Consider the following 19,738-nt stretch of genomic DNA (forward strand, 5'->3'; position numbering starts at 1 on the left):
CATTTTTAACGTATAAATGTTCATCGAGGATTTATGGCAACCTATGTGTTATCCCCCGAGTTGACTCGTTCGTTGGCGAAAAAGCCAACCGGTAAACTCAAAAATCTCTTGCAAGCGGCAACCCGGTTCGAGCATCGCGTCTGGGTATCTGCACTTTCATTAGCCGAAGCGGCACGACGCGGCACCGTAACCACCATGCTCCCGGAAATTGTCGGAATCGATCCAGTGACTCATGCTGAATGGGGCGAAGCCACCGGAACCGATGCGATTTGGCAAGCGACCGTTGTTACGGCGACTCGGATGAAAGCCGACGCCATCATCGTCAAAAGTGCTGAGAAGGAAGTGCCAACCAGTTCAGCTTTCCGTACTGTAACATTGGAAGAAGCATTAGCAGCGCCGCTTCCCGAAGGCGCGCCGATGCTCGACTTCAAAGCGCAACTGCCTTCGATTTATGCGCCAATCTTCAAGTCATTGAATGATACATTCGCCAACACCGCGTATGTTTGCGGTGCAAAAGTCAAAGCGTTTGAGACAAAATTCGCTGCGGCGTGTCACGCGAAGTATTGTTACGCTGTTTCATCAGGTACCGACGCTTTGCATTTAGCGTTGTTAGCAGTCGGCATTCAACCGGGTGATGAAGTCATCACCACTCCCTTCACATTTTTTGCTACGGTGGAAGCGATCATTCTGTCCGGGGCGAAAGTGGTGTTTGCGGATATCGATCCAAAGACATACACGATCGATCCGGCGGCATTGAAACGGGTCATAACACCACGAACGAAAGCGATAATCCCGATTCATCTCTATGGACAGGCTGCCGACATGCAGGCAATCATGGCGATTGCCGAGAAAGCTGGTATCCCCGTAATTGAAGATTGCGCACAAGCGCATCTGGCAACCGACCGTGGTAAAGTCGTCGGCGGGATCGGAAACATCGGTGCTTTTTCGTTCTATCCAACCAAAAACTTAGGCGCATGGGGCGAAGGCGGCGCCGTAACGACCAACAATCCGGAAATCGCCAACCGGTTGGAATGGATGCGAAACCACGGACAGCGCGAGAAGTACAAGCACGATCTGGTAGGTCATAACTACCGGATGGAAGAAGTACAAGGCGCTGTGCTGAACGAGAAAGTGAATCATCTTGAACACTGGACGGAACTTCGCGAAGCGGCAGCCAAACGGTATATGAAAGGTCTGAAGAATGTCGGTGATGTCGTTTTGCCCTTTGTAAAACGCGGCAATCGTCATGTTTGGCATCTCTTCACGATTCGTACGAAATATCGCGAAGAGTTGTCGGCTTTCCTTGCGCAAAAGAAAATAGGTTTTGCGATTCACTACCCGATACCCCTTCATTTGCAACCGGCATGGCAGGAGTACGGAATTGGCGAAGGAAGTTTCCCTGAAAGCGAAAAGGCAGGCAAAGAGGTCGTTTCGTTGCCGATGTATTCGGAGATACTTCCCGAACAACAGGATCACGTGATTGCAGCGATTCGCGAGTTCTTTGCCAATAAGTAACAAGTATGTTAGTACTTGGGAAAAGGGTGGGCATCGGCTCACCCTTTTTTGTGTCACTTGACTTTTCGAAGAAAGTTACGTATTATAATTCACAGTATGAACTATTATCAATCACCAACTGCGCTCACCCTCGATTCCGATCCGTTAGTACGGGTTGGTGAATCGTTTCATCATGTGATGCGGGAACTGGCGAGTTGCTGTCACGAAACAGACTTCCGAGTTGCCCGGAAAGTAGGTTTGAGCCGGATGGAAGCACGATTGTTGACGATGGTGAACGAAGTCGAGTCGTTATTGCCGAGTGAGGCGGCACGGGACATGAAATTGGTACGATCCCGAATAAGCTTACTGATCAATGGTTTACAGGACAAAGGATTAGTTTCTTCCAGCGAATCTAAACATGATCGACGCCAACGGTCACTGCGGATTACGGCAAAAGGGAAGCGTGCGGCAGAGTCAATGCGAGAAGCCGCCTCTTATCATCTGCGGGAATTGGTGCAATCGGTTCCGGCAAACAAACGACAATCGATGCTGGAGCATTTGGAGTTGCTATATCATTGTGCAACTGTTGTCAATGCTACGCAGGCGAGTATTGAAGATGAGATTGAATAATTAATTCACATTATGAAGGATAATAACAATGCCGATGTATGAATACCGATGTCTCGATTGCGAGCAAGAGTTTACCGAAATGAATACTTACACCCGCCGCGATGAACCGCAGGAGTGCCCAGATTGTGGCAGTACTAATTCAGAGCGGTTACTCAGTACACCCTCGCTATTGGGCGGATACAACAGTTACAGTTCAGGTAGTTCCTGTGGCGGTGGTGGCCGCTTCACTTGAGGCTGATAACGTAGCGATGCGGTGCATCGTTCCCAGTAAAAACGGATGGCTTCAGCCATCCGTTTTCTTTTTGTGATGTTCACTTCGATTACAATGTGCGTCTTATCCACAACATGGTGCGGTCGTCAGACGGGGGTTCTTCCCCTGCAAACGTATTCACTGCTTCTTCGATGGCAGTTATCCCAATTTCGGCATGAGCAGTCCGGTAACGCAACACTGTTTCACGCAAACGCTCTTCACCGAACGGCGTGCCGTCGGTAGCCATCGCTTCGGGAATGCCGTCAGAATATATTACTAAGCTTTCGCCGGGATTCAGAACCGCACGACCGCAAGTATATTCAGCATTTTGGAAAGCACCGATAACCATACCGCCGGTTTTCAATTGTTCAATTCCGGTCGCGGAAACCAGCAACGGGTAATCATGACCAGCGTTGACATAAAATATCTCGCCGGTTTTCCAATCGAGCCGCATGTAGAACATTGTGATAAACAATTCTGCCGATGTCGATTCGAAGATCATGTTGTTCAACCTCGCGAGCACAATCTCCGGTGCCGCTTCGGTGCTGCTCAGCATTCGCATCGATGCCTGCACATTCGACATTAATAGTGCTGCTGGAATTCCTTTTCCGGAAACATCTCCGAGTGACATACCGAAACAATTGTCAGACAGCCGGAAGTAATCGTAGAAGTCACCACCGACATCTTGTGCGAAATCACTTCGCGCGACAATCTCCCATCCGGGAAGGACAGGTGGCTCCTTTGGCAACAAATTGATTTGAATCGAACGGGCAATCTGCAGGTCGCGCTCCAACCGTTCCTTCGTGCGAATATCGCTCATCATCCGGGTGATTTCCGTCGCCATCAGGTTAAAAGAGAATGCGACTTCACCTAACTCATCGCGGGACTCGACCGGAATTCGATGGGATAATTCACCTCGTCGCAATGCCAACGTCCCCTCGATCAATTGATCGGCCCCCGACGCAATCAATTGCGAGATTTGGAATCCGACATTCACTGCTACGAGAATCACCAAAAGTAATACTATCGTTAGAACGCCTAAGAAATACAACAGTGCCGTATTAAACGGATTCCCGGCATCGTCGAACATCCGCAGCAATCCTGCAGCAGAGAGTTGGATGATGAGCATTGAACCACGATTCGTAGTAGTACCACGATCATTGCGCAATGTTGGAATCCATGACAGTCCAACTGTGAACAAGCGATCACGCCAGTGTGTACTCGAAGAATCGCGTACGGTTGCCAGTACTTTTTCGGAAACTGCCAGTGAAACATTCGTTTCGGTTTTGATTGTGATTGCTGTGGCGTTCTGGTTTTGCTCGGCGGGATTCGCATTATCGGCAGTTAGCGCATAAAGAGTAAGATCGGCCCCGGTCTTCGATTTACAGCGCTCTAACTCTTGATTGCTGAACGTACGAAGAGCAGCAACCACCAAATCGCTGCGTTGCGAAAGCGCTAATGAAAAATATTGCTTTCCATCGCTTATCAACGTCGTTAGCGTAGCGGGTATCGAATCGCGGAAGGATAGCGTCCGGAGAATCTCCGGTGCATTGCGCTTACTTCGTAAGGTAAACTTCTTTCTTACCGATGTACCGATTACCTCATTGCTGATTTCAATACTAAGTGGTGTAACCGATGCTTTACCGCTGCGAGTATTCAAAGTCAGTGTGGTAAGGGAATCGCCCGATCCGAATTGGTCGATGTCGACCGCATTCGCTAAGGTTAGTAGTTCTTCGGAAGCTTCCAACATCAATTTGCGGACGACATTGCTTTGATAACTTCCAATTAAAGTAATCGAGGAAGTAAAAACAATGATGAACAACAATCCAAACGGGAGAGCCGTTGTGAACAGAAACGATAAAATTAGCTTCGTACGTATGGGTGATTTGGTGCGCACGCTACGTATTATCGGAGTGGTCGCTAATCGCACCATCATGAGGACAGCGCTTAAGAACGAAACGATGGTAAGCAAGCGAAGTGTATTCTCGATTACGATGCCAAGAAACTGATACTGTCGTAGAGTAGGCAAGATGAAAACGTAAACAAGAAGCGGGATGCTGACACTGAATGCCAGTGCCGATAAAAAGAGTTTAAGTAAGCCGGTGTCTTTCTGTAACCAATCGATCTCGCCATACACCGCAATCAGAGCGATTGCGATGATTAGCTGCACAACAATCGAATGAGGAAGGAAATAACTTAGTGCGATGAGAAATACCGGTAACGCCCACCAGTATTGATCACGAATCCATTCGTACCTGGCATGAAGCAACAAGGCAATACTGCGAAATAGGACAAACAACACGATTGGCAAAACAACCGTCGGCCCGCCGGGGATTTTTGCGATTGGGAGTAAAGCCGACAAAAGCAACGGAATTAGCAAAAGGAGTAGTTGCCTACCGCGGGGTTGTTCGGTGATACGCATCCCGAACGCTGCACTGGCGCTTCCGACCAAAAGAATAACGCCGACGGCTTGTTGTGCCGGGAGTTGCTGCGCGATCGAAAGTAGAAAGTACAGAGCAAGCAAGATTGCACCGGTGAATGATACTACTCGCCGGTCAAGGTTGATCGCGGGCAGCAAACGCTGCAAACGACTGATTTTTTCTTGCACCATCGTTGAACCGTACTTTATCAAAGTTTAGAAACGAAAACTACTAAATAATATTGTATTTAAAAAGTCTTTGCGCTGTTGTGCACAATTTCTTCCGTCTCTATATTGGTGTCTAAGTGACAAGAAAAGTTACACAAAAACATTCATGAGCTACTTCTATCAAATAAACATACGCTCTACAATTTCTAAGAACAACCGACCTACGGACAAGAAATGAAATTTCAGCTTCAGAGAATCGTTGTTGTCCTGCTAATAATTCTTAGCTTCATTGCTATGGCTTCTTCTATATATTTCTTCATTCAATTTACGGAATATCGACGTCAAGAAGTAAACGGCGATAAGCGAAACATCGAAGTAACATCTTGGCTGTTAGAAAGAGCAGTCAACAGTATTGCAGTAAAAACGCAGGAGTGGTCGAAGCGGATTGAGCTCGATGATCTACCAAGCACCAACGGATTATCGGTCTTTGGTTTCGACAATGCCGAGGAGACCCACCATCAGCTAAACTTAAGTCAAATTGCAATCTTCGACCGTCAAGGAAACTTTTTAGTAAACAGTCACTTCGACTTCATTCGCGCAAAACTCACTTTAATCCCCAGTATTTCATCAGAATCTTTGGTTGTTTCAGGGATTCTACCAAGACCTGCCGACAGCAACCAGTTTCGGTTAGGATTCTACTCGACCCGAACCGAACCAATCTTTGTTTCGATCTATCCAATATTGAGTCGCACCGGCGATACCGATGGATATTTACTATTCGGCCGGATGATCGATCTCGCATATCGATGTAGAATATTCTCAGGTCTTGGTAAAGACGTCAACGACTTCATCAAAATCGATGGGCCACTCAGAGGATCGCTCCAGCCAAACGAATTGAAACGAGTTCTACCGCAATTAAGCCTGCAAAACAGATACCTAACGATCCATCGTGACTCTTATACATCGGAAGGTTATGCGATTCATCAGGATATCTTCGGTAAACCTACCTACCTCTTGAGGGTGAATTTCAACCGCGTAAATTACCCCGTACAATTGTATGCGCTTCTGCTTTTCGTTCTCTCGGCGATTTTATCGATTCTACTCTTTTTATTCGGGATATACCTTAAGAACCAGCTTCGATCCGAGCGCAGAATCAAGCAGTTAACCAGTTCAGTGAATTCGCAATTGGACTCTGCTATGCTTCGTTCAGACGACAAGGATCCACTAACACAACTTGCTGCCAGAATCGCGTGTTTACAGCAGCGGATGGGATCTGCAGAAGTTCAATCTGCAATGTCTGAGCAGAAAGTAGCGGATCTCTCAAAACAGTTAAAAGTAGTTCAGGACGAGAATACTCGGAATGTCCGTTTCAATATCGTGTATCGACTATTGGCTGGGGTTTCCCGAAACAAACCGATGGAAGAAATCTGCCAATTGGCTTTCGACGAAATTGAACGAGAGATAAAGCCAAAAGCCCAAGCGCTCCGGATTCTTAAATATGAAAGTGACTTTGTTCTTTCGATCAACCGTGGATTCTCGGACGAATACATCGCTCTGATGTCAAATGTCGACAAAAGTTTCATCTCCGACATACTGATGGAATCGAAGCATGTGTATCATATCGACGAACTTGACGATTCCTTCATTCAACAATCGTTGCGCAAAGAAGGTATTGGTACCGTTGCTGGATTTGCGATGATGGTCAACAATCAGATAGTCGGAGGTTACACAGTCGTTTTTTCCGGCCGGCGGGTTTTGACCGAAACCGAAGAACAACTTTGTGAAGCTGTCGCGGACACCCTTTCGATAGTGCTCCAGCACCATAATTCCGAATTAGAACGGCGATCCAGCGAAGAACGGCTTCAGTCATTGTTTCAAACCGCTCATGACGGTTACATCATGCTTGATGGTAACGGCGATGTTGCTGATGTAAACCCGGCCGCTTCACAAATCCTCGGTTATTCTTCAGAGGTGATTATTGGAAAGCCGGGGAAACATTTTCTTCCGATAGCGTTTTCCGTCGACTATGACAACTTCATAAAGAAAACTGTCACTTCGGGAGTTCCGAGTGTTATAACTGAGTGTATTACAGCAAATGGCACTGCGATTCCGGTTGATGCGAGCGCATCGGTGATTGCAATGACAGTGGGGTCGGGCATTTTTGTCGTTCTGCGCGACATCACCGAGCGGGTACACTCAGAACGATTGCAAAAAACTCTGCTCGATATTGCTCAGACCACAACCGAATCGCAAAACTTAGAAGAAATGCTCGCAAATATTCATCGCTATTTGACAGCGATCGTTTATGCCGAGAATTTCTATGTCGCGTTGTATGATCCAGAAACCAATCTGTACTCATTCCCGTATCAAGTAGACCAATACGACCCTCCAATTGTTGGATCGGTCTCGCTTGAAAAATCGCTTACTGATTACGTACGACGTACAAAGAAACCAGTATTACTTGATCCAGCCAATCATGAAGAGTGGAAGCAAATCGATGAAATAGAATCTTATGGAACCGGTTCCTATAGTTGGTTGGGAATACCGTTAATATCGAAACAGCGAGTAATTGGGGTTGCAGTTGTACAAAGTTATGACGAGGAGTTTTCTTTTTCACAACGCGACTTGTCGGTAATGCAACTTGTTTCCGGGCAGATAGCAACTGCAATCGAACGTAAGCAAGCTGAAGAGAGTCTCCGTAGAAGCGAAACGCGGTACCGCCAGATATTCAGTATGACGGTCGCAGTAAAACTGTTCTACGATCCCAACACAGGCGGAATCATCGACGCGAATCAAGCTGCTTGTAAGTTCTACGGTTATACATTGCGCGAGCTAAAGGGAATGCGCATTCGTGACATTGAGTTATCTTCGATGGATTCCCATGAGCTATTGATCACCCAATCGACTGAAGCAAAACAAGATGTATTCGAGAGTTATCGTATTGCTCTGCATAAGTTGAAAAACGGTGAACTCCGTACCGTTGAAATGTATTCCGGTCCGATTACGATGCACGACAAACTGTTCGTCCACGCTATCGTTCACGACATTACGTCACGGGTCCGTACCGAAACGGAAAATCGACGTTTAGCAAAGTTAGTCGAGTCTACTGCGGAAGCAATCACAATTACCGATTACCAAGGCACCATCTTATACGTCAATCCTGCTTTCTGCAAGTTAACTGGTTTCACATTCGAGGAGACCGTTGGAAAAAACTCATCATTTCTGCAAAGCGGAAAACACGACGTAAAATTCTACCATAATCTTTGGGAAACAATCCTTTCCGGTTCAACGTGGAGTGGCAGATTCATCAATCGAAAGAGAGATGATTCGTTCTACCAGTCGGATGCTATCATTATTCCGATGCGAGACAACAAAGACGAGATCGTCTCTTTTGCAAAAATTGAACGGGATGTAACCGCTGAGCTCGAAATGCAGGAACGCTTCCAGCAGGCACAGCGCCTCGCATCAATCGGACAACTGACGGGTGGAATCGCTCACAACTTTAACAACCTTCTGACCGGTATCTTAGGTAATTTAGAGCTGATACGAATGACGGGCACTGCAGCGACGTTACCCCTTGTATCGGAAGCGGAAAAAGCCGGCCAACGGGCTGCCGACTTAGTGAAGCAACTCATGGCTTTCAGCCGGAAATCTCAACTTCAACGGAAAGCAGTCGATATATACGTCTTACTGCAAGAAGTGCTTGGCATGCTCCGAAGTACCGTCGATCGGCGAATCGAAATCACGTTAACCGGCCAGCCGAACCAGATCGCATTGGGAGACACAAATCAGCTCCACCAAGTCATCCTTAACATCTGTATGAATGCCATCGATGCGCTAAAAGAAGCGTCGATGCAAGAGCACAAGTTGTTACAACTTGCGTTGTCGTCGCAGATCGTTCAACTGGAGGAAAACGACGAGCGACTGGAGGCGGAGGCAAAACCGGGACAATACTGCTGTATTACGATCACCGATACCGGCATCGGAATGTCAAACGAAACGATGAAACAGATCTTCGAACCGTTTTTCACAACGAAAGATGTCGGCAAAGGCACGGGCTTAGGATTGGCGACTGCGTACGGGATCGTACGCCAACACGATGGATGGATTAGAGCAGAGAGTGAACTGGGAATCGGTACGACCTTCCATGTATACTTGCCGACGGTAGCATCGCCGAAAGCGATACCAAATGGGGAAACCAGCAAGGAAATTAAATTAATCGGTGGTACTGAGACGATTCTGGTAGTTGATGACGAGGAGATGTTGCGAATACTCGCAAAAACGATACTTGAGCGCAGCGGCTACACAGTGAGATTAGCAACAAACGGCAGCGAGGCACTTGCGTTGCTTTCTACCGAAGATAGTTCAATTGATCTCATGTTACTTGATCTCTCCATGCCTGTAATGTCAGGTCGGGAGCTCTTAAGCCGATTACCCGAGTTAACCTGTATCCCAAAAGTAATTGTTGCAACCGGACTCTCCGATCAAGTCTCCAGAAACGATCATGTTTTTACACAGTACGAGTTTGTTGGGAAACCGTATCGGATATCGGAGTTACTGCGTTTGGTTCGAAAAGTCCTCGACTCCAAATGAATGGTAAGAGTAAAGGCTGATGTTACCATCAGCCTTTCACTTAAGATTCTCGCGAAATTTTTTAATGCATGCCGATGGCGGTAGAGCCGGAAGCGTTTGCTTTGAGAATCCAGCTCTTTAATGCGTCGCGATGTGCTTTCATTGTTTTTTCCGGTCCAACTGCTTTAAAGAAATAGGGTCCTGCTTGTGTTTCAACAATTGCTGCCCACAAACGCCATTTCTCTTTCGTTCCGGTGGCACCACTCATCATAGCGGATTGATTCAACGTACCAGCTAACTCGGTAATCGTAACCGGCAGTTTCCCGGAGCTCGTCAATTTGGCGGTGGATTCGTCTTTCCGCTCGGTAAACTGACCCTTCCAACGTTCAATATTCGCGTCGATGCTGCCTGCGTTGGAGCCTAAATAGAACAATGCCATTTCACCATCATCGGAATCGCCGCCCTGTCTAACCAATTGATATTGCGCTAATCTCATGGAAGAGGAAGGCGAGCCCTTCTTCACGTTCTTGGGAAGTGCTTTCTCCAATGCTGGTAAATCGATACCGCCATCTTGTGGTGCGCTCGGTGGTGGTGGAATTTCGCTTCCACCCATCCCCGGTTGTTGCTGTTGTTGCTGCATTTGACTAATGTCAGGATGATTCGGCGGCAGTTTCTGTTCTGCTGGATCATTCTTTTTAACTTGAAAACTGTCTTTAGGCGTACGGTTGCAACCGAGCAACAAGGTCGCGATAAGTACAATAATGATGAGTATGTTTAGCGCTTTCATGCATTCTCCCGAAAGGTGGCGGCTTAACGGATGTGTTACTTTTTACACACCCCCCCGTTGCCGCCGGACAATAGACCGGAATATTGAAAATTCGCTAAGCATTTGCAAGCGTACCATCAGTATACATTGATTAGCTGATTAAAGAGAGATCAAAGCGCAATAAAGACTTTTTGACTTCTTCATGGTGATTCCAAACATGGCCTTGTTTTGATGCGTACCTCCTGCATCGATACCATAGTGAATTAGTAGGAATTGAAACACGAATGTTGTATCTTTGCGTCGGTATCGTTTGTTACTAACTCTATGGAATTAAATGTCAGGGGGAAGGAAACCGTTATGTTGGAAATCGGCAGTAAAGGGGAATATGGCGCACGCGCGATGGTGTATCTCGCTAAGCGTTACGGACGCGGTTCAATCTCACTAACCGCAATCTCTGAGGAACAACACATTCCTCGGCGTTATTTGGAGCAACTCATCTCTACACTACGCAACGGTGGATATGTCCGAGCAACCCGCGGTGCCGCTGGCGGTTATGAGTTAGCGAAACCACCATCGGAAATCACACTCTACGATATCGTCGCACTCCTCGAAGGACCGTTACAACTCCAAGATTGCGTACATTATAACGGTGATGGTTGCTGTACGTTATTAGAAGAGTGCTCGGTACGGGATGTATGGGTCGCTCTTCACCGGACAATCCATAACGAACTGAAGAAGGTAACCCTGGATGAGTTAGCTGAGCGTTCACGTCGTAAGCGACTCGCCCACATGAACGGCACCGCGCATACGTCGATGGAGACTGTGCAATAAGCGTTGACCGCGATGTTTGTTCTATTGCGAAGGTGAACAATGTTAGAAGTAACTTACCTTCAAAAACTCAGCAGTGCCGACTGTGGTGATACTCATCGCTTTGTGGTAACATTGCGTCATTACAACCAACTATACCGGGGAATGCTGGATATCGTTGTTCAGACAGATCGGTCGATGCAAAGAATTGCTCCGAGTAGTTTGCTGTTAAACGACTGCGATTACACGATTCCCGCCACAAGCAGCGCTGTCAATCAACTGCATCGTATGTTGTGATTCGGGCGATTTTCCGAGGTACATCCAGCCGTCCAGTCGGATGAATGTCTTTCCGAGCGCGAGCTCCAATTCGTATTAGATGGAAGTAACATGAATCGGGAACTACAATTACAAGGTTTACGCGTAAAAATCGCCAACACCGAGACCGAGATTTTAAAGGGGGTCGATTTAACGATCCGACAAGGTGAAATCCATGCGATGATGGGACCGAACGGCGCAGGTAAAAGCACGTTAGGCGCAACATTGCTCGGTCATCCAAATTACGAGATAACAGCTGGATCGATCCATTGGCAAGGAACTGACGTTGCCGAAATGTCAACCGACGAGCGAGCGCGCGCAGGTTTGTTTTTAGCGTTCCAGTATCCGGTGGAGTTGCCCGGTGTGTCGATGTTTAACTTTCTGCGTACCAGTTACAATGCGATGCATCCGCCAGCCGAAGGGCAAAAACCGCTCGGCGCAGTGATGTTCCACAAAAAGATTCTCGATGGTCTCGATTATCTGGAGATGGATCAGGCGTTTTCTCAACGTTACTTAAACGATGGCTTTTCCGGCGGCGAAAAGAAACGATGCGAAGTGCTTCAAATGATGATGTTAAAACCGAAAATGGCAATACTTGACGAGACTGATTCCGGACTCGATATCGATGCTTTAAAGATTGTCGCCAAAGGGGTCAATTCACTGCGAAGCGAGGAGTTCGGTGCTTTGGTAATCACCCATTACCAACGACTGCTCGACTATATCAAACCAGACTATGTGCATGTGCTTATGCAGGGGCGAATCGTCCGGTCGGGGGGGCCGGAACTCGCCTTTGAATTGGAAGAGCGCGGCTATGATTGGTTACGCGAAGAAGCAGGAGTCGTCGTATGAGTTCTACTGAGCAAGAGTTACTGCAAGGGCTTGACTCGTACAAATATGGTTTTCACGATGAGAATGCCCCGGTATTCAAGTCCGAAAAGGGCTTGACTGAAGAGGTCGTGCGCATGATTTCGGCTCGCAAAAAAGAGCCGGAATGGATGCTCGAATTTCGATTAAATGCTTATCGCGAATTCCTCTCAAAGCCAATGCCAAACTGGGGTAGCCCGGTGATGGATCAAATCGATTTCGACGATATTTACTACTACATCAAACCGACCGAACGACAAGGTGACACCTGGGACGATATTCCCGAATATATAAAAAACACCTTTGACAAACTGGGCATTCCCGAAGCTGAAAAGCAGATGCTGGCTGGCGTAGGCGCACAATACGATTCGGAAGTCGTTTACCATAATTTGAAAGATCAGTGGGAGAAACTTGGCGTTACTTTTCTTGATATGGACAGCGGCTTACGCGAATTTCCCGAGCTGGTAAAAGAACATTTCGGTAAATTAATACCACCTTCGGACAACAAATTTGCCGCACTGAATTCTGCGGTTTGGTCGGGCGGCAGTTTTGTGTACGTCCCGAAAGGCGTAAAAGTCGATATTCCGTTACAAGCCTATTTCCGGATTAATGCCAAGAACGCCGGGCAATTTGAACGCACGTTGATTATTGCCGAAGAAGGCAGTTTTGTTCATTACGTCGAAGGGTGTACCGCACCGACGTATTCGTCGGATTCGCTGCATAGTGCAGTTGTTGAGATTATTATCAAAAAGGGTGCGCGCGTTCGCTATACCACGATCCAGAATTGGTCATACAATGTGTTTAACATGGTGACCAAGCGGGCAGCCTGTTATGCCGACGCCCGGATGGAATGGGTCGACGGCAACCTCGGCAGTAAGCTCACAATGAAGTATCCAGCAGTCTATTTAATGGAACCAGGGGCACATGGTGAAGTGCTGTCATTGGCATTTGCCGGACCAGGACAACATCAGGATGCCGGTGCCAAGATGATGCATTTCGCTCCGAACACAACTTCCAACATCATATCGAAATCGATTGCGCGTGGCGGCGGACGTTCCAGTTACCGTGGGATGGTGAAAGTTGCACCTGGGGCGAAGGATTGTAAGAGCTTTACCCGTTGCGATGCGCTGCTCATCGATGATCATTCGCAATCCGATACTTATCCGGTGATGGACTTAGAAGAGAATCGCATCGAAGTTGGCCATGAAGCAAGCGTAACAAAGTTATCGACCGACCAGATTTTCTATTTACAATCGCGCGGCATGACTCAGGGAGAGGCAGAAGCAATGATTGTTGCTGGTTTCATCGAACCAATCGCAAAAGAGTTGCCGATGGAGTATGCGCTGGAATTGAACCGGTTGATACAATTGCAAATGAGTGGATCCGTCGGATGATGAGTACTATTAGCGCACCAACTTTGTATTCACGCAAAAAGACAATACATCACTCGACCAGTCATGAACCGATGTGGGCAATCGAGCTTCGGGAAGAAGCAGCTCGTATGTTTGATTCGTTGCCATTACCCGCACGAATCGACGAACCGTGGCGACGCACCGATTTGACGTCGGTGAAATTCGAGCAATTCCTGAACGATTGGGATGAAATGGCAAACGGCGAAACTTCGGAATCGCTGATTCCCGAAGAGGGATTTTGCCGGATCCATACAGGACAAGGGACGCAGCCGGCCCGCGGCGAATTATACATGACAGAGCGCCGTTGTGCAGATAGTGTCGATGGATTAACGGTGATACCAGTCGCGCTGGCGGTTCATGCTGTCCCGGACATCATCAAACCCTACTTGCGATACTACGCCAATCCCGGCTTACATCCAAGTATGCTGCGGTTTAATGCTGCAGTGTATGCTTTTCGCAATGCTGGTGTGTTTGTCGATGTCGCTGATCGAAAAAAAATTATGTTACCGATTGGGATCGTTGCAAAGCTGTTTACCGAAAACACGACGCTGTACACACACAATGTTATACATGTCGGTCGTGACGCATCGCTTGAGATTGCCGAAGAGTTTGTTTCGCCAGGTGATCGTCGTGCATTACTTTCGCATTCTCATACGCATATCATTTTAGAGGAAGGCGCTCAACTTCGCTTTACCGGTTTGCAGAACTGGGGTACTGGCGTATTTCATTTCGGTACGCACCAATTCACGATTGGCGCTCATGCGAATGCGGATGTGATTTGGGGTGGGCTCGGTTCGCGGATTGCGAAATCGCGAATCATTGTCGATCTCGCTGGTGAAGGTGCAACTGCAAAAATCGGCGGGTTTGTCGCCGGCAACGCCAAGCAATTTTTGGATCACGATACGATGCAGCACCATATTGCCCGGAACACCAACTCCGATTTGTTGTTCAAAGGAGTGGTAACCGACCGGGCGCGTTCGGTCTATCAAGGGTTGATTGTCGTCGATAAAGCGGCGCAACGTACCGACGCCTACCAGAGCGTAAAACATATCATCTTATCGAAAAATGCCCATGTCGACGCATTACCCGGTTTGGAGATTCTTGCCGACGATGTACGGTGCACCCACGGCGCGACGACATCGCAAGTAAACGAAGAGCAGCTCTATTATATGGCATGTCGAGGGCTGTCGCGCACTGCTGCCGAAGAACTGCTGATCGAAGCACATCTCGAACCGATTCTTGCCCGGATCCCGAATGTCGAGTTACAGAATCGCTGCCGGGACACAATCTCGATGAAGTTGTTAGGACACTCGCTCGACTAAACCATCCCGTAAACCAGCTGACAATTTTCGCAATCCGGATGTGGATTGCAGAATGAGTGATAGAACAATCATGTGGTACCCTGTCGCACAACTGGACGAACTGAATCAGATTCAACCGAAACGGGTCGAAGCCGACGGCGAACCGTTTGTATTATTTCGCGATGGCGAAACAGTATATTGTTTACGCGATGTTTGCAGCCATGCCGAGGTTCCGCTCTCCGGCGGCGTATACGACCGTCGCAGCAAGCAGGTGACTTGTCCGCAGCATGGCGCCCGGTTTGATATAATTTCCGGAAAAGCGTTGTCGATGCCGGCAGTAACTCCGGTGCAAGCAGTACCTGTGCAAATTGTAAACGGGGTAATCGAAATACAAGTGGATGATTTTTAAAATGTTTACCTCCACCGAACGCCAACGCATCCGAGACGACTTCCCAATCCTTTCCCGAACATTATCGAATGGGATGCCGTTAACCTATCTGGATAACGCCGCATCCACCCAAAAGCCGCGACCGGTTCTCAATACTGTTCGCAACTTTCTCGAAACATCCTATTCCAATATCCATCGCGGCGTTTACTCCCTATCTGTTGAAGCAACCGATGCCTATGACGAAGCGCGGAAGACCATCGCCCGCTTTGTCAATGCGAAACATGCAACCGAGATCGTCTTTACCCGAAACGCCACCGAAGCAGTCAATCTGGTCGCGTACGGTTTTGCGAGAAAGTATCTCCATCCCGGCGATGAGATTGTCCTCACCGAGTTGGAACATCATGCAAACTTAATTCCGTGGCAACAGACGTGTCTTGCAACTGGCGCTAAGATTGTTCCGGTTGCGTTCGAGGACGACGGTTCGATCGATCCGGCAAAAGTCATCGAGAAGTTTTCACCGCGAACAAAACTGTTGGCAATCAGCGGGTGCTCCAATGTATTCGGCTCGTTAACGAACCTCGCTCCAATCTTGAAAGAAGCGAAAGCACAGCGGATTACCACATTGGTCGATGCCGCCCAACTGGCGCCTCATTACCCCGTTGATGTACAAGCATTGGAATGCGATTTCTTAGTCGTAAGCGGCCATAAAATGGTCGCGCCATCGGGTATTGGTTTTCTCTACGGTCGTCGCGAGTGGTTGGCGCTCATGGATCCGATGTTGACCGGCGGCGATATGATCAAGGAAGTTTGGATCGACCGGGCGACGTGGGCGGAAATTCCCAACAAGTTTGAAGCTGGTACCCCGAACATCGAAGGGGCGGTCGCGTTAGGCGAAGCGGCAAAGTATCTGCAAGCGCTTGGAATGCCGCGGATTCACGAACATTGCGAAGCGCTCGCGAACGACGCTGCCGACAAGTTAGCCCTCATCGATGGTGTGATGGTACTCGGCTCGCGAAATCGCAGCGGCGTGGTCAGTTTTCTCTGCAACGATGTTCACCCCCACGATCTGGCGAGTCTACTTGATCAAGAAGGGGTCGCTATTCGGGAGGGACACCATTGCGCTCAACCGTTGATGCGGAAACTGGGCGTAGCGGCAACGGCGCGCGCGTCGTTTTACTTGTATAACACGCCGGAAGAAGTCGACGTACTGGTAGAAGCGGTCGAAAAATCGATTCGTTTCTTTACGGGGAAACTCTCTTTGCCAGTCGCAAAAGTAGTTTAAGTTTCGTCTGGAACGAACCGATCTTGCTTCTCTGCATTGCGTTGGTAGTCGCGGGCTTTAGCCCGCGTTTTTCAACTTACACACGGTTCGCGGGCTAAAGCCCGCGGCTACCCATTTGCGAGACTGGTAAATGTCATTCGACGAATTATATCAATCGATCCTGCTGGATCACTATCAGCACCCCCGCAATGCGGGTCCGGTGCATGGCGCTACGTGCAGCATTCACGACCACAATCCGATTTGCGGCGATGAGATCACCGTGGCAATGCAAATCGAGAATGGGAAAGTTGCCAAAGTCGGATTCGACGGGAAAGGGTGCGCGATAAGCGTGGCATCCGCCTCGATGATGACCGAGCAACTACAGGGAAAAAAAATCGAGGACGCGAAGCAGGATGTCGAATCGTTCCTCTCGATTATGCGTAACGAAGATGAATTCGACAACCATCCCGAATTCGAGGAACTCGCTTCGCTCGAAGGGGTAAAGAAACTCCATGCCCGCATTAAATGCGCGACACTCTCTTGGAACACCGCGAAACGTTTGTTAGAAGGCGATTCCGATTCGTAGGGGCGTATAGCATACGCCCTTCCTTACTTGGAGGTTGGACAACCCGCCTTGCGGCTCACCGTAGGTAATCTTGTCCGACATCTTTCAAAGATCATATGATCTTGTCCGACCAAGAACGGGCTTGGAAGCCCGTAACCACCTGTGTAGGGGCGTATTGCATACGCCCTTTTCTACGCCCAATTTTTATTTGAGTAACGTCATCTTACCGGTCGCTGTGCAAGTGGTGGTTGTGATGCGATAGTAGTAATTTCCCGTAGCGAGATTTCCACCATCGAACACCCACTTCCCGACGCCTGCCGGTTGCAATGGCAACAACTCTTCTTTCACTTTTCGTCCTAAAATATCGGTCACCGAAATCGTAACATCACTCGACTGCGGTAATGAATAGTGAAGCGTGGTAGTGGAGTTGAAGGGGTTGGGTGAAACACCAATATCGATCAACGAAATGAAAGCATTCAGAGTCTCATTTTCTTCTATTCCGGATGTAGGTGCGAAAGTCCGATAGATTTGATTACCACAGCTCATGTATAAGTAATCGTCCTGATCCATCATCAGACGCCAGCAAGAAGGGAATAGTGTTCGAACATTTCCGAACGGATCGGTATACACTTCCGTCGGCAAACCTTCATTGAAAGGATTCCAAGTTACACCCTGATCAGTAGAAACTTGTATTCCGTGCTGTCGTTGACTGTAACCGAGAAATATTGCTCCCTCGTGGTTAATAGCAATCGAACTTGAGTTTAAAGGTGCAGCGCGAAACTGCCAAGTCAGTCCATCATCGGTCGAATAATACACGCGAGAAAAATTGTAAGTCGACAGATAAATCGAACCATCGGGATGCAATGCAAAGCGCCCACCTCCGGCATAAATCAAGGAGCTCTGCCAGCTATTTCCTTGATCCGAGCTGCGAAGGATGTAATACGAATTATTGAATGTACTGATACCTAAAATCGTTCCCATTCGTGTGATAACAATGTCATCCACAAGGATATTGCCGACCAAACTCGTTGTATTCATCCAGTTGGTTCCTGACGTTCCCCCACAAAAAATACCTCCTGCAGCAGATGCCCAATAATTTCCTGTGGTATCTTTGATTAGTCCGGTAAAGTAACCAACACCGTTCACATGAATTGTGTTCCAAGTTGCACCGTGGTCAGTCGAGCGGTGCATGTAATTCCAGTCGTCTCCAAGTAGCATTAAACCATTTGTTTCGATGTACAGCGCTCTTCCACCCTTATATTCCGGACATCGGCGACGCCATGAGTTGGATCCGGGCTGATAGGAGTATAAACCATCCCCATACCCGTTACTACCAAACAGTTCACGATCTGCAGTCATGGTCATCGCAACAAATCCAGAAGTAATTCCGTTGACGACACGAGACCAAACAATCGGGTAACCAGATGAACGGTAAATGCCTTCTTCGGTCGAAACAAATAGATTACCGGATTGGCTTTGGATGAGAGAAAGGCACGATGTTCGATTTAAATTCGTATTAGCCGTGTTCCAAGTACGTCCGGAATCGAGTGAGGTGTAGCAACCAAAGGAATATGTAGCTACTGTTACGCGACCTAAAGTATCGGAAACGACTCCCCAGATTTCCATATTCAACAACCCTAAGGAAGTCCATTGCATTCCACCATCCGTAGATAAAAATGCACCGTCTTCCTGACTGGTTGCATAGATTAAATCTCCATTAGAGCTGAACGCCAGTATTCTACCGGTTGTCAATTGTGTAGGTTGCCAGCTCGCTCCTCGATTCGTGGAACGATAAATCCCATTTTGGCGTGTTCCTGCAAATAAAGTATCGCCTCGATGTCGGTGGAACGAGTAAGTTCCCAATCTGCCGAGGTCTGGGATTGTATCGAATGTTTGTCCCCAATTCCGGGAATAATGTGTCTGGTTGTTGACACTTGATGCAAACACAAGCGAATCAATACATAAAACGCTTAGAACACGTCGAGTCGAATACTGAGTCCAGCTATGTCCATCATCCATTGAACGAAACAAATCTGCTCCCATGCTACCAGCAAAAAGGTAACCACGTTCATTAACACCTACTGATAGGATAGAATTGCTCACGCCACCTACGTAAGTCCATTGGTCGCCTTGGTTTGTCGAGCGCCATACACCGGCATTTACACATGCTGCATAGATATTATGAGAGATAGGATCTTCATACACTTGCTTACAATTTGTGATGTCAGCGCCCGAAATGGGAATCCAAGAGGGTTGTGCGAGTGCAGAAAGTGCACCTAAAGTGATGAGGAGTGTTGCTAAACAAGCTATCGTGAGGATTCGGAGAGAAGTGCGAAACATCGGAGCCTCTATCTTAACAGGCGTTACCAGTCATAACAAATCAAAAACATCCAACAAATGGCAAGATAACACCGAAATGTTATCCAAGAAATAAAGAACGGTGTGGGTTACAAACTTCACGCAACAAAAAACCGCGACAAAAAATGCCGCGGTAATTAGAAAGGGCGAACACCGGTTCGCCGCTCA

General features: G+C 47.9%; 15 protein-coding genes. 12 read left to right on the forward strand and 3 right to left on the reverse strand.

From position 1 onward, the window contains the following. Positions 1-33 precede the first annotated feature (33 nt). From OEM52_00060 to OEM52_00070, 3 genes are all read left to right on the forward strand, one after another. A complete protein-coding gene (locus tag OEM52_00060; GenBank protein MDK9698528.1) occupies positions 34-1,515 on the forward strand; it encodes a DegT/DnrJ/EryC1/StrS family aminotransferase in 1,482 nt (493 codons plus the stop codon). 96 nt (positions 1,516-1,611) lie between these two features. Beyond that, positions 1,612-2,124: a MarR family transcriptional regulator gene (locus tag OEM52_00065; protein ID MDK9698529.1), complete on the forward strand. Its 513-nt coding sequence runs from the start codon at positions 1,612-1,614 to the stop codon at positions 2,122-2,124. Between the two features lie 28 nt (positions 2,125-2,152). Further along, on the forward strand, positions 2,153-2,356 hold the full coding sequence (locus OEM52_00070; protein MDK9698530.1) for a zinc ribbon domain-containing protein: 204 nt from the start codon (positions 2,153-2,155) through the stop codon (positions 2,354-2,356). Positions 2,357-2,444: 88 nt separating this feature from the next. Here the strand turns inward: OEM52_00070 and OEM52_00075 are convergent, their stop codons facing one another. After that, entirely contained in the window at positions 2,445-4,985 is a 2,541-nt protein-coding gene (locus OEM52_00075; GenBank protein ID MDK9698531.1) for a SpoIIE family protein phosphatase, read from the reverse strand. 210 nt (positions 4,986-5,195) lie between these two features. Here OEM52_00075 and OEM52_00080 point away from each other — a divergent pair, with 210 nt between their 5' ends. Beyond that, on the forward strand, positions 5,196-9,554 hold the full coding sequence (locus tag OEM52_00080) for a PAS domain S-box protein (protein ID MDK9698532.1): 4,359 nt from the start codon (positions 5,196-5,198) through the stop codon (positions 9,552-9,554). Positions 9,555-9,615: 61 nt separating this feature from the next. Here OEM52_00080 and OEM52_00085 read toward each other — a convergent pair whose 3' ends face one another. Beyond that, positions 9,616-10,320, reverse strand: coding sequence for a hypothetical protein (locus OEM52_00085; GenBank protein ID MDK9698533.1), 705 nt, complete (start codon positions 10,318-10,320; stop codon positions 9,616-9,618). A gap of 336 nt (positions 10,321-10,656) precedes the next feature. Here OEM52_00085 and OEM52_00090 point away from each other — a divergent pair, with 336 nt between their 5' ends. From OEM52_00090 to OEM52_00125, 8 genes are all read left to right on the forward strand, one after another. Further along, a complete protein-coding gene (locus OEM52_00090; GenBank protein MDK9698534.1) occupies positions 10,657-11,130 on the forward strand; it encodes an Rrf2 family transcriptional regulator in 474 nt (157 codons plus the stop codon). Between the two features lie 39 nt (positions 11,131-11,169). After that, positions 11,170-11,403, forward strand: a complete 234-nt coding sequence (locus tag OEM52_00095; protein MDK9698535.1) for a hypothetical protein — start codon at positions 11,170-11,172, stop codon at positions 11,401-11,403. Positions 11,404-11,493: 90 nt separating this feature from the next. After that, positions 11,494-12,270: a Fe-S cluster assembly ATPase SufC gene (gene sufC / locus OEM52_00100; GenBank protein MDK9698536.1), complete on the forward strand. Its 777-nt coding sequence runs from the start codon at positions 11,494-11,496 to the stop codon at positions 12,268-12,270. Further along, complete coding sequence (gene sufB, locus OEM52_00105) at positions 12,267-13,679, forward strand: Fe-S cluster assembly protein SufB (protein ID MDK9698537.1); 1,413 nt, start codon at positions 12,267-12,269, stop codon at positions 13,677-13,679. The genes sufC and sufB overlap by 4 nt, the downstream gene beginning before the upstream one ends. Further along, positions 13,676-15,019, forward strand: coding sequence for a Fe-S cluster assembly protein SufD (gene sufD, locus OEM52_00110; GenBank protein ID MDK9698538.1), 1,344 nt, complete (start codon positions 13,676-13,678; stop codon positions 15,017-15,019). The genes sufB and sufD overlap by 4 nt, the downstream gene beginning before the upstream one ends. Positions 15,020-15,071: 52 nt before the next feature. Beyond that, positions 15,072-15,407: a non-heme iron oxygenase ferredoxin subunit gene (locus tag OEM52_00115; GenBank protein MDK9698539.1), complete on the forward strand. Its 336-nt coding sequence runs from the start codon at positions 15,072-15,074 to the stop codon at positions 15,405-15,407. Position 15,408: 1 nt separating this feature from the next. After that, a complete protein-coding gene (locus tag OEM52_00120) occupies positions 15,409-16,668 on the forward strand; it encodes a SufS family cysteine desulfurase (GenBank protein MDK9698540.1) in 1,260 nt (419 codons plus the stop codon). Positions 16,669-16,798: 130 nt separating this feature from the next. Further along, positions 16,799-17,233: an SUF system NifU family Fe-S cluster assembly protein gene (locus OEM52_00125; protein MDK9698541.1), complete on the forward strand. Its 435-nt coding sequence runs from the start codon at positions 16,799-16,801 to the stop codon at positions 17,231-17,233. A gap of 183 nt (positions 17,234-17,416) precedes the next feature. On the opposite strand, the gene OEM52_00130 is transcribed toward OEM52_00125, so the two are convergent. Next, a complete protein-coding gene (locus OEM52_00130; protein MDK9698542.1) occupies positions 17,417-19,552 on the reverse strand; it encodes a T9SS type A sorting domain-containing protein in 2,136 nt (711 codons plus the stop codon). Positions 19,553-19,738 lie beyond the last annotated feature (186 nt).

The sequence above is a fragment of the bacterium genome (assembly GCA_030247525.1).
Taxonomy (GTDB): Bacteria; Electryoneota; JAOADG01; order JAOADG01; family JAOADG01; genus JAOTSC01.

What these genes read in the sequence shown, in the direction of transcription:
- OEM52_00060 (MDK9698528.1), top strand. Translation starts at nt 34, where the DNA reads ATGGCAACCTATGTGTTATCCCCCGAGTTGACTCGTTCGTTGGCGAAA.
- OEM52_00065 (MDK9698529.1), top strand. Translation starts at nt 1,612, where the DNA reads ATGAACTATTATCAATCACCAACTGCGCTCACCCTCGATTCCGATCCG.
- OEM52_00070 (MDK9698530.1), top strand. Translation starts at nt 2,153, where the DNA reads ATGCCGATGTATGAATACCGATGTCTCGATTGCGAGCAAGAGTTTACC.
- OEM52_00075 (MDK9698531.1), bottom strand. Translation starts at nt 4,985, where the DNA reads ATGGTGCAAGAAAAAATCAGTCGTTTGCAGCGTTTGCTGCCCGCGATC.
- OEM52_00080 (MDK9698532.1), top strand. Translation starts at nt 5,196, where the DNA reads ATGAAATTTCAGCTTCAGAGAATCGTTGTTGTCCTGCTAATAATTCTT.
- OEM52_00085 (MDK9698533.1), bottom strand. Translation starts at nt 10,320, where the DNA reads ATGAAAGCGCTAAACATACTCATCATTATTGTACTTATCGCGACCTTG.
- OEM52_00090 (MDK9698534.1), top strand. Translation starts at nt 10,657, where the DNA reads ATGTTGGAAATCGGCAGTAAAGGGGAATATGGCGCACGCGCGATGGTG.
- OEM52_00095 (MDK9698535.1), top strand. Translation starts at nt 11,170, where the DNA reads ATGTTAGAAGTAACTTACCTTCAAAAACTCAGCAGTGCCGACTGTGGT.
- sufC (MDK9698536.1), top strand. Translation starts at nt 11,494, where the DNA reads ATGAATCGGGAACTACAATTACAAGGTTTACGCGTAAAAATCGCCAAC.
- sufB (MDK9698537.1), top strand. Translation starts at nt 12,267, where the DNA reads ATGAGTTCTACTGAGCAAGAGTTACTGCAAGGGCTTGACTCGTACAAA.
- sufD (MDK9698538.1), top strand. Translation starts at nt 13,676, where the DNA reads ATGATGAGTACTATTAGCGCACCAACTTTGTATTCACGCAAAAAGACA.
- OEM52_00115 (MDK9698539.1), top strand. Translation starts at nt 15,072, where the DNA reads ATGAGTGATAGAACAATCATGTGGTACCCTGTCGCACAACTGGACGAA.
- OEM52_00120 (MDK9698540.1), top strand. Translation starts at nt 15,409, where the DNA reads ATGTTTACCTCCACCGAACGCCAACGCATCCGAGACGACTTCCCAATC.
- OEM52_00125 (MDK9698541.1), top strand. Translation starts at nt 16,799, where the DNA reads ATGTCATTCGACGAATTATATCAATCGATCCTGCTGGATCACTATCAG.
- OEM52_00130 (MDK9698542.1), bottom strand. Translation starts at nt 19,552, where the DNA reads ATGTTTCGCACTTCTCTCCGAATCCTCACGATAGCTTGTTTAGCAACA.